The sequence below is a fragment of the Acidibrevibacterium sp. genome (assembly GCF_049965395.1).
GTDB classification, from domain to species: Bacteria; Pseudomonadota; Alphaproteobacteria; order Acetobacterales; family Acetobacteraceae; genus Acidibrevibacterium; species Acidibrevibacterium fodinaquatile.
The window spans coordinates 1-10,422 of sequence record NZ_JBMFWJ010000070.1; the positions used below are offsets into that span (position 1 = coordinate 1).

The window sequence follows — 10,422 nt, forward strand, 5'->3', positions numbered from 1 at the left end:
CGCGCGCTGCCGGCCGAGACACAGCGCTACCTCGCCGCACTCGCGCCGCAGATCGACGGCACGTCGGGTGCGCTGCAGGCGGCAGTCGGGACGACGGTATTGAGCACGAAGCCGGATTCGGGGCCGCCGGTCCCGAGCCCGAGCGACGCCATCAGCGCCGGCCTTTTCGCGACTGTCGTCGTGCATCCCGAGGCCTCTCCGGCGCGCGCGGCGCCGCCGATCGTGAGTCCGAACATGGCGCCGATGCCGGCGCCAACGGAGGTGACGGGCGGTTCGGGTGCGGCCCGACTTGAGCCGCGACCCGTCTTCAGTTCTGCCCTCGATGTGCGCGGGAATGGTGCGCTGTTCGTTGCCCTCCAATGACGCGGGCGCAGCGCAGATGATCTGGCGGCGGCTTCGGTCGATGCCACGGCGTGACGTCCGGCTGCCGAACTGCACGTTCGCTGCACCAATTCTGCTCCCGATTGCGCCATCAACTGACGTGGCGGCGTTGGTCATCTGACGTTTGTCGTGCGTCGCGGGAGATCGCATTTGGTCGCGCCCATAGCGGCAATTTCTGTTGATCTGCACTTGGAGAAGGACGACTGGCGGAGGGGCAAAGTTCGGATCAGAAGGGAGGGCAAGATAAAGGACTGCGGCACCGCCTGCTCCCATCGGCCGCGATTTCAGTGTCTGCACATTGGGTTATCGACCGCCGACACCGTGCCGCGGATTCGCAACGAGGCACGGCAACCAAGTGTCAGGGCCGCTTCCATCGGCGCATTTTCGCAGTGCCGCCAAGGCTCCTTCGCGAGTGGCAGCTTTGCCGTCAGTCTCGGAGTATGGCTCGCCCCAACGATGACCCGCGCCTCCGCCCTCGCCTCGGCCGCACGCGCAGCCGGGATCATCGGCGGGTGCTGGCGGCAACGCAGATCAAGCGCGCGATTTCCCGCGCCGGCACAACCGCGCGGCCATCTATTGGGGCGCCACCTGTCGGTGCGCGCAGCGTCGCCGATCTGCCAGCCAAGCGCGGCAGGGGCGCAGCGTTCGCGCATGGGCGGGCAGCCTCACCACGGGGCTGGTCGCAGGCGCAGCCAGGCGCACGCCGTGTCATGGTCAAGGCGCGCTACGTGAAAATGCGTGCAGGAAGCCGCGCGGCGGCGGTGCATCTGCGCTACCTCCAGCGTGACGGCGTCACCCGTGAGGGTTCCCCTGGCCAGCTCTACTCCGCCACGGCCGACCGGGCCGATGGCCGCGCCTTTCTCGATCGCTCGGACGGCGACCCGCGTCAGTTCCGCCTGATCGTCGCCGCGGAGGACGGGGCAGAGCTCTCCGACCTCCGCGCCTTCACCCGTGATCTGATGCGGCAGGTCGAGCGCGATCTCGGGACCGGGTTGGACTGGGTTGCGGTCGATCACTTCAACACCGCCCACCCGCACACGCACATCGTCATCCGCGGCGTCGATGAGGCCGGCGAGAACCTGGTGATCGCCGGGGCCTATCTGGCCCACGGCATCCGGGAGCGCGCCTCGGAGCTGGTCACCATCGAGCTCGGCCCCGAGAGCACGATGGAACGACAGGCGAAGCTCGCGCGCGAGATCGACCAGGAACGGCTGACCCGGATCGATCGGGCGCTGCTGCGCGAGGCCGGTGACGCGGCAGGTGGCGTGATCGACCTCCGCGCCGCCGCCGGGGAGCCGCGCTCCGACTTCGATCGGCAGCTGCGGATCGGCCGGCTGCAAGCCCTGGAGCGGCTGGGATTGGCCGAGGAGATCGCCACCGGCCGCTGGCGTCTGGCTCGCGGCATGGAGGAGACGCTGCGCGCCCTCGGCGAGCGCGGGGACATCATCAAGACCATGCACCATGCGTTGACCCGCCATGGTGCGGAACGCGGCGCCGAGCAGTTCGCGATCCACGACCTCCGCGAGTCGCTCGCCGCACCGATCACCGGGCGGCTGCTGGGGCGGGGGCTTGGCGGCGACGAACTGGGTGATCGGGTCCATCTGATCGTCGATGGCCTCGACGGACGGCTCCACTACGTCGAGGTCCCAGCCGCCGGCGCGGATGCCGCCAACCCGCCGATCGGGGCCATCGTGGAGCTTGGCGCAGAACGCGGAGCGCCGCGCGCCGCGGACCGGAACATCGCCGACCTGGCGCACCAGAACGCCGGCGTCTATCGGCCCGCAGACCACCTCGCCACCGCGCGCGCCGATCCCGGCATCGCCGATCCGGAGGCCTATGTCGAAGCGCATGTCCGCCGCCTGGAGGCCCTGCGCCGCGCTGGCGTGGTCCAGCGGCTCGACGCTGACCATTGGCGCATCCCGGCCGATCTCGAACTGCGGGCCGCCCGCCACGACACGGACCGCAGCCAGACGCCCAGCCTGCGCGTGCTGTCCGCGCTCGACCTGGAGGCCCAGATCCGCAGCGACGGCGCGACCTGGCTCGACCGCCAACTTCTGGCCCGCGATCCGGTACCGGTCGTGCAAAATGGCTTCGGGTTGGAGGTCGAAGCCGCCCTGGAACACCGCCGCCTGCATCACCTCGCCCATGGTGATGCGCGCCAGGACGCGGACGGGGGCGTGCGTTATCGCCGGTACCTTCTCGCGACGCTGGAGCGCCGCGAACTCGCGCGCGCCGGCGGCGAACTGGCGGCGACGCGCGCGGTGCCGTTCCGGATGCCGGCGCCCGGCGGCACGATCCGCGGCACCTACCGCGAGGCGGTGCAGCTCGCCTCCGGCCGCTATGCCCTGGTCGAGAACGCCCAGGAATTCACCTTGGTCCCCTGGCGGCCAGTGATCGAGCGCAGCCCTGGCCGCGAGGTCGTCGGGGTCGTCACCGCCGGCGGGATTTCCTGGCAGATCGGCCGGGATCGAGGGCTGGGCTTGTGACGGCAATAAGCGTCATGCTGGCCCCGCAACCCAACCACCTGGACAGCATTATATCGCCCTGCAGGCATGAATGGTCAGCCGGCATGTTGCATTGCAGCATGTCGCCGGCCATAAGGGGGCATGATCTCAAATTGCATTTTGTCCCGCGGCCGGCCGACGCCGCCATAAAGTCTCCTCACCGAGCCTTTTACCCGCTTCCTGCCGGTCGGCAGTGAAATTGCCCTCCACCGACACGCCCTCATCCGCGGGGGCGGAGGTGGGCTGCTGAAAGTTTTCCATGACCCTGTCAAAATTGCGCGCCGAATGGGCGCCAAATGTTACGCGCGACCTTTTGGCCGGCACGGTGGTCGCTCTCGCGCTCATACCGGAAGCCATCGCGTTCTCCATCATCGCCGGTGTCGACCCGAAAGTGGGCCTCTACGCCTCGTTCTGCATCGCTGTCATCACGGCCATTGCCGGTGGCCGGCCAGCGATGATCTCGGCCGCGACCGGAGCAACAGCCCTTGTCATGGTCACGCTCGTGAAGGAACACGGCGTCGGCTATCTTTTCGCCGCTACGATACTGACGGGTGTCTTGCAGCTTTTGGCCAGCGTGCTTCGCCTCGGCGATCTGATGCGCTTCGTCTCGCGCTCGGTCGTGACCGGGTTCGTGAACGCCCTGGCCATTCTCATCTTCCTGGCACAGCTTCCCGAGTTGATCGGTCATGGCTGGCAAGTCTACGCCATGGTCGCGGTCGGACTGGCGATCATCTACTTGCTTCCACGCATGACCAAGGCGATCCCATCGCCTCTCGTCGCTATCGTTCTGCTGACGGCGTTCTCCATGATCATCGGACTGAAGCTGCATTCGGTCGGCGATATGGGTCAACTTCCGCATGAGCTGCCGGTCTTTGCCCTGCCGCAGGTGCCGTTCACGTTCGAGACCCTGCAGATCCTCCTGCCCTATGCATTAACACTCACGATGGTCGGGTTGCTGGAAAGCCTGATGACCGCAGCGATCATCGACGAGATGACCGATTCTACCTCGAACAAAAACCGCGAATGCGCAGGGCAAGGCCTTGCCAACATCACTTCCGGGTTCTTCGGAGGCATGGCGGGTTGCGCGATGATTGGACAGTCCGTCATCAACGTCTCCTCCGGGGGGCGGGGGCGTCTGTCGTGCCTGTGGGCAGGGATATTCCTTCTGTTCCTGATCGTCGTCCTCGGCCCCTGGGTGAAGCAGATTCCCATGGCCGCGCTGGTGGCCGTGATGATCATGGTCTCGATCAACACATTCCAATGGAAATCGGCCCGGGCGCTTGCCACCAACCCGAAGAGCTCCAGCGTGGTGATGCTGGCTACCGTCGTGGTTGTCGTCACAACGCACGATCTCGCCATGGGTGTGCTGGCAGGCGTCATTCTGAGCGGGCTGTTCTTCGCGCAGAAGGTCTCACGATTTTTCAGTGTGACATCGATCATGGACAGTTCCACCGCCGTTCGGACCTATCAGGTGACGGGTCAGATCTTCTTTGCCACAGCAGAGGCATTCCACAATGCATTCGACTTCCGGGAGGACCTGAAGGGTGTCATCCTCGATGTGCACTCGGCCCATTTCTGGGACATCACGGGAATCAACGCGCTTGACCGGGTTATGTTGAAGTTCCGCCATCGTGGCCTATCGGTCGAGATCATGGGTATGAACGAAGCCAGTCAAACGTTGGTGGATCGATTGGCGATCCATGACAAGCCGGGAGCGGCGTTGCCAGCCGGTGCACACTGAACCATGGCGTTCGGTCGCGTAAGATCATAGGTCTATCGGCGGGCCTCCAACAGCCTCGGCATGGCGCGTGTCTCATGGGGCGGTGTCGCGGTTCCTGCAACCGCAGGTTTCGCCACTCGAGCCTTCGCGCGCGGCCGCCGAACCAAGCCTTCCTGGCTCAGCGTCCGCAACACGCGGCAGCCTGAATTTCGCCGTCGTTGTCGGACGCCGCCGCCCATCCATTGTCGGTCTGTCCACTGGCCGTCCCGAGGGGGAGCGTGATGCCCAAGAGCACGTTGTTTGAGGAATTGGACTATCGACCCACGCCGATTGGTGCATTGAGCCTTCGGCGACGACGTGAGCTGTCGCTCGGCGTCGACGTCTTCGAAATCAAGCTCGGCGATGAGTATCTCATGTCGAGCCTGTTCACGGCGTCGGAGATCGCACTCGCCCGGTTGGGCCTTTCTGAACTCGCCGGTGATAGCCTCAACATTGTCGTCGGCGGTCTCGGCCTTGGCTACACGGCCAAAGCCGTCCTGGAGCACCCGAGTGTCGGTTCTCTGATCGTCGTGGACATGCTGCAGGCGGTAATCGAGTGGCACCGCACGGGGATGTTGCCGCTGGGACCTGAACTGGTCGGCGACCCGCGTTGCCGACTTGTTCAAGGAGACTTCTTCGCCATGGCCAAGGGGACAGCCGGGTTTGATCCCGATATGCCCGGACGCTGCTTTGACGCCATCCTGGTTGACATCGACCACTCACCCGATGCTCTCCTCGATGGCCGTAGCAGCTCCTTCTATCGGATCGAGGCTCTCCGCGCGCTCGTCGCGCACATCAAGCCTGGCGGCGTTTTCGGTCTATGGTCGAACGACGAGCCCGACCGGTCATTCACCGACCGGCTGTCGAGCGCTTTCGCGAAGGCGTGGGCCGAAACGGTGACCTTCCATAACCCATTGCAGAACCGGTCCTTCACGCAGACGGTCTATCTTGCCCGCACCGCAATCCTGTCGAACGAGGGAGCATGACGGCTGGCCGGCAACGAAAGAGCCTTCCCGCTTATCAACCAATTGACCCGCTCGCATAGACGGTTCGCCGGGTAAGCCTGGAGGCGCAGGCGGCGGCGGCGCAGAGTGCGCCGATCATGCCGCGCATGTTGCGTCGGTGATTGGTCGTCCAGCAGAAGGCACCGAGGTAGTCGGGTAGATGCTTGGGCGAGAACACCTTGTAGGTGGCCTTCAGCGCGGTGCTGAGATTGGAGATCAGAGTGTTGACGTTGAAGAATGGGCCGCCACGCTCGCGTTCCGGACGCTTGCCGCCGGTGACGGTGGCGACGTGGGTGCGTCCGGCCTCGCCGAAGACACCAAAAGCCTTGGTGCCGTCCGTGTGCACCACCGCGCCGGGTGCGATATGGCTGTCGCGGAACGTGGCCGCCGCCTGGTTGGAGAAGCTGTTGACCACGCGCATGACCACCGCACCCATGCGGCCGCTCGGCCAACGCTCGGCGGCTGCGATGACGCGGGTCTTGCCAGCGGTGCCGCTGCCCTCGTTGCGCTCGCCACCGAGATAGACGTCGTCGGCCTCCACGATCGGCGTCCAACCGCCCTCGGCCGGCGCGCCCAGTTGGCAGCGATCGCTTTCCTGGGTCATCGCGTGGCGCAAGCGCTTGTGCAGATACCATGCGGTCGGATAGCTGACGCCCAGGCGGCGGCCCAGTTCGACTGCGGAGATGCACTGCTTGGTGCTGCTCATCAGGTGCATGGCCCGGAACCAGATTGTCAGCGGCAGCTTGGTGTCGGCCATCACGCTGCCCGAGGTGATCGACCAGCGCATGTCGCACCGCGTGCAGCCGACACGGCGGTCATAGATATAGCTTTTCGGATTGTCGCAGCGTGGGCACGACATGCCCGCAGCTTGGCGCACTTTCACCCACGCTGCCAGACACTGCTCTTCCGTGCCGTACTGCCGCTCGAATTCAGCGTCCGTCAGCCCCCGCATGATCGCCCGCATCGCTCCGGTTCCTCGCTCGTCGGCGGCAAGTCTATGCTCGTTCCCCGAAGGGTACAAGGGCGGGTCGATTGGTTGATAAGCGGGAAGAGCCTTCGGTCTTGCACGCGGCGCACCCAGGAATGGTGCGAAAGGCGCTGGGCGGGCAAGTCGGTCGGCTGAAGCCAGCTTACCCGGCGCAGCAGGAAAGTTTGGCCACGTCCTTCTGGAACCCAAGCGCAGCGAGCTTCAGCCCCTCCACCGTGGTGAGATAGGGGAACAGCGTTTCGGCCAGATCAGTGACGGTCAGCCGGTGCTTGATCGCCAGCACCGCCGTCTGGATGGAATCTGCCCCTTCGGGCGCGAGGATCTGCGCGCCGAGCAGGCGCAGGCTGCCCTCCTCCGCGACCAGCTTGATCAGCCCGCGCGTGTCGCGCGCGGCGAGCGCGCGGGGAACCTGATCGAGCGTCAGGGTCACCGTGCGCACCGCCAGACCCTGGGCACGGGCTTCGCCTTCCGTGCGTCCGACACGCGCCGCCTGCGGGTCGGTGAACACCACCTCCGGCATGGCGCGCGCGTCGTAGCGGCGGGCGTTGCCGTTCAACGCGTTCTCGGCGGCGAGCTTTGCGCCATAGGCCGCCATGTAGACGAACTGGTCGCGGCCGGTGACATCGCCCGCGGCATAAACCCCCGGGTGCGAGGTGGCGAGGAACTCATCCACGACGATGGCGCCGCGCGCGTCGGTGGCGATGCCGACGGCGGCGAGGTCGAGGCCGGCCGTGTTCGCCACCCGCCCGGTCGCAACCAGGACCTGCTCCGCGCGGATCGTTTCCGGCCGGCCATCGGCCGTCACATCAAGCGCGATGCCGGCCTCGTCACGGCGGATGCGCTGGTAGGCGAGACCGCAGCGGACAGCGATGCCTTCGTCGTGCAGATAGCCGGTCAGCGCCGCGACGACCTCCGGCTCGAACCCGGGCAGGAGATGCGACCGGCAGACGATGGTGACGGCGACGCCGAAGCGGGCGAACATCTGGCCCAGTTCGCAGCCGATCACCCCGCCGCCGATCACCAGCAGCGAGCGCGGCAGGCGATCAAGCGCGAGCGCCGTCGTGCTGGTGAGATACGCCACATCGCCGATGCCGGGGATCGGCGGTATGGCGGGCGAGGCGCCGGTGGCGATGACGACGCGCTCGGCGGGGAAATGCTCATCGCCCGCGACGAGGCCGTCGGCGGTGAAGCGGGCCGCGCCTTCGACGTAGCGGACCCCCTCGTATTGCGGCAGCAGGGCGGCGTATTTCGCTTCCCGCATGCCCGCGACCAAGGCGTCCTTCTGTACCATCAGCGCGGCCCAGTCGGTGAGGCGCGCGCTCGCCGTGATCCCCGCGAACCGCGACGCCGCCTTCGCCTGGTGCAGCGTCTCGGCCGCGCGGATCATCGTCTTTGACGGCACGCAGCCAATATTGACGCAGGTGCCGCCGATCGTGCCGGCGCCGACCAGCGCGACGTTTGCACCGAGTTCGCTCGCCCGGATCGCCGCCGAGAATCCGGCCGAACCGGCACCGATCACCACGAGGTCGGGTGTGGATTTGCGCATGCTGGAAACGGCGCAGCAGTCATGCGTGGTGACGGCGTCCATGGCGGTCAGCTCCCGGGATCAGAACGCGCGGTCAGCCCTTGCTCGGCTTGGCGATTTCGGCCGGATAGCCGCGATCAGTCACCACCTTGATCAGCGTCGCCGGCGAGGTCGCGGCCGTGTTGTAGGTTACGGTCGCGGTGACATCGGCATCGCCATTCGGCTGGCTGACCTGCACGGCCGAGACGCCCTTCACGTGCGCGAGGGTGGATTTGACGATCGGCCCGCACAGCACGCAGCCGGCGTGATGCACATCGAGCACCACCGTGGTGTCGGCGGCCCGCGCGGCAAACGGGGCGGCGAGCAACCCGATCGCCACGGCGGCGGCATGCATAGAACGAGGCATGACGAAACTCCCTGTCAGAAGGCGATTGGTCAGAAGGCGATGGCGCGGATGAGGTAGGGAAAGGCGACGGCTACCACGACCAGCACACCCGCGGTCCACAGCCCGATCCTGGCGATGCGGTCGGCGCGCGGCGTGCCGCAGTAGCCGTCGGCGCAGGCGATCTGCGCCTTGCGCCGCAGCCGCCAGGCGCCGAGCGCGATGAAGCCAAGCGCCACAGCGGCGAAGAGCGGCTGGTAGGGTTCGAGCGCGGTCAGATTGCCGATCCAGGCGCCGCTGACCCCGAGGGTGAACAGCGCGAACGGGATCACGCAGCAGGAGGCGGCCCCGAGTGCGGCGGCGATGCCGCCGAGAGACAGCAGCCTGGCACCCCCGCTCGTGACCGGCCGACCGGCCTCCGTGTCCATGATTTCCGTCCCGACCTGCTGATCCATGCCTTGCCCGCTCCGATGGGTGCGCCTAGATCAGGGTTATGGGATCTGTAGCAACTCCAGGTTCAAGAGGAAAAATCGACCCTGCGCCGATTTCCGCCGGGCCGTTGATCCCGATCGGGGCGCTGGCTGCCCGCACGCGCTGCAACATCGAGACCATCAGGTTCTACGAGAAGATCGGCGTGCTGCCCAAGCCTGCCCGTACCGAGGGCGGTCACCGCGCCTATGCCCGCGCCCATGTCGAGCGCCTGACCTTCATCCGCCGCGCCCGCGAACTCGGCTTTACGCTCGACGAGGTCCGTGCCCTGCTGCGGCTGGCCGAGGCGCGCGACGTGCCCTGCACTGAGGTGAAAGACCTCGCCGCGACCCATCTCGCCGAAGTCGGGACCAAGATCGCCGATCTGCGCGCCATGCAGAAGGCGTTGACCTCGTTGATTGCGCAATGCGACGCCCGCGGCGATGCCGACGGTCAGCTGGGCTGTCCGCTGATCGAGACGTTGCTGACCAGCACGACAAACGGGCACTGACCCGGTTCCTTCCGCCGCGCTTGGCCGATCCATAGGCGGTCGCCGCGGCACCGCCTCCAGGCCGTGCTGGCGACCGGCCACGGCGCTGACGCACGCTATAGACTAGACTAACTGAACTAAGTCTGTTTAGGGGTTGTCCTGTGCCCATCGTCAACATCCATGAGGCCAAAACCCATCTGTCCCGCCTGATCGAGCAGGCGGCGCAGGGCGAGCAGGTGGTCATCGCCAAGGCTGGCAAGCCATTGGTGAAGCTCACGGCGCTTGAGGCCCCGGCACACCCGCGCCGCCTTGGCTTCCTCAAGGGCCAAATCGCCGTCCCAGAGGATTTCGATATCATGGGTGCCGAGGAGATCGCGCGCCTGTTCGGCGCCGAGGCCGGCTGACCGCGCCCAAATGAAGCTACTGCTCGATACCCATGTGCTGCTCTGGGCGGCGGGCACCCCGCAGCGGCTGCCGCGCGCCGCGCGGGCGCTGCTTGAGGATGAAGCGAACGAATTGCTGTTCAGCGCCGCCAGTCTCTGGGAGGTGGCCATCAAGCAGCAACTGGGACGGGAGGATTTCCGTGCGGACGCGCGGCTGCTGCGGCGCGGCCTGCTCGATAACGGCTATGCCGAGCTCCCTGTCACCAGCGCGCACGCCGTCGCACTCGACCTCCTGCCGCCGCTGCACAAGGACCCGTTCGACCGCATGCTGATCGCGCAGGCGCTGGTCGAAGGGATCATGCTGCTCACCGCGGACGCCAACCTCGCGCGATATCCGGGACCGATCCAGGCGATCTGAGCCCGAGGCCTCGAACGAAGGCCGCAACCCGCCGTCCGTTTCTATTTCTTCGATCCTCTACGATTGCCGTTCTTTGCTGTTGCGCGGCGGAGTTTCCGTCTTTCTATCTGTGCCCCGTTC

General features: G+C 66.5%; 11 protein-coding genes. 7 read left to right on the plus strand and 4 right to left on the minus strand.

Translation table 11 applies throughout. The features are described 5' to 3' along the window. The 4 genes from ACP5M5_RS13755 to ACP5M5_RS13770 form a co-directional block, all read left to right on the plus strand. The coding region (locus ACP5M5_RS13755; RefSeq protein WP_427938274.1) for a hypothetical protein at positions 1-363 on the plus strand (363 nt) is incomplete at its 5' end. 728 nt (positions 364-1,091) lie between these two features. Then, on the plus strand, positions 1,092-2,867 hold the full coding sequence (locus tag ACP5M5_RS13760; protein ID WP_427938276.1) for a DUF3363 domain-containing protein: 1,776 nt from the start codon (positions 1,092-1,094) through the stop codon (positions 2,865-2,867). A gap of 277 nt (positions 2,868-3,144) precedes the next feature. Continuing rightward, positions 3,145-4,626, plus strand: a complete 1,482-nt coding sequence (locus ACP5M5_RS13765; RefSeq protein WP_427938277.1) for a SulP family inorganic anion transporter — start codon at positions 3,145-3,147, stop codon at positions 4,624-4,626. A gap of 260 nt (positions 4,627-4,886) precedes the next feature. Next, complete coding sequence (locus ACP5M5_RS13770) at positions 4,887-5,630, plus strand: hypothetical protein (RefSeq protein WP_427938279.1); 744 nt, start codon at positions 4,887-4,889, stop codon at positions 5,628-5,630. A 34-nt stretch (positions 5,631-5,664) separates the two neighbouring features. Here the strand turns inward: ACP5M5_RS13770 and ACP5M5_RS13775 are convergent, their stop codons facing one another. The 4 genes from ACP5M5_RS13775 to ACP5M5_RS13790 all read right to left on the minus strand — a co-directional run bounded on the left by ACP5M5_RS13775 (position 5,665) and on the right by ACP5M5_RS13790 (position 8,998). Beyond that, a complete protein-coding gene (locus tag ACP5M5_RS13775) occupies positions 5,665-6,612 on the minus strand; it encodes an IS1595 family transposase (RefSeq protein WP_427938280.1) in 948 nt (315 codons plus the stop codon). Between the two features lie 166 nt (positions 6,613-6,778). Then, entirely contained in the window at positions 6,779-8,224 is a 1,446-nt protein-coding gene (gene merA / locus ACP5M5_RS13780; RefSeq protein WP_427938282.1) for a mercury(II) reductase, read from the minus strand. A 31-nt stretch (positions 8,225-8,255) separates the two neighbouring features. Further along, positions 8,256-8,567 carry a heavy-metal-associated domain-containing protein gene (locus ACP5M5_RS13785; protein WP_427938283.1) on the minus strand — a complete coding sequence of 104 codons (312 nt, stop codon included), beginning with the start codon at positions 8,565-8,567 and terminating at the stop codon, positions 8,256-8,258. A 29-nt stretch (positions 8,568-8,596) separates the two neighbouring features. Beyond that, complete coding sequence (locus tag ACP5M5_RS13790) at positions 8,597-8,998, minus strand: mercuric transporter MerT family protein (RefSeq protein ID WP_427938285.1); 402 nt, start codon at positions 8,996-8,998, stop codon at positions 8,597-8,599. Between the two features lie 104 nt (positions 8,999-9,102). Here ACP5M5_RS13790 and ACP5M5_RS13795 point away from each other — a divergent pair, with 104 nt between their 5' ends. From ACP5M5_RS13795 to ACP5M5_RS13805, 3 genes are all read left to right on the plus strand, one after another. Then, a complete protein-coding gene (locus tag ACP5M5_RS13795) occupies positions 9,103-9,522 on the plus strand; it encodes a MerR family transcriptional regulator (RefSeq protein ID WP_427938286.1) in 420 nt (139 codons plus the stop codon). A gap of 140 nt (positions 9,523-9,662) precedes the next feature. Continuing rightward, entirely contained in the window at positions 9,663-9,905 is a 243-nt protein-coding gene (locus ACP5M5_RS13800) for a type II toxin-antitoxin system Phd/YefM family antitoxin (protein WP_427938287.1), read from the plus strand. A 10-nt stretch (positions 9,906-9,915) separates the two neighbouring features. Then, a complete protein-coding gene (locus ACP5M5_RS13805) occupies positions 9,916-10,302 on the plus strand; it encodes a type II toxin-antitoxin system VapC family toxin (protein WP_427938289.1) in 387 nt (128 codons plus the stop codon). Positions 10,303-10,422 lie beyond the last annotated feature (120 nt).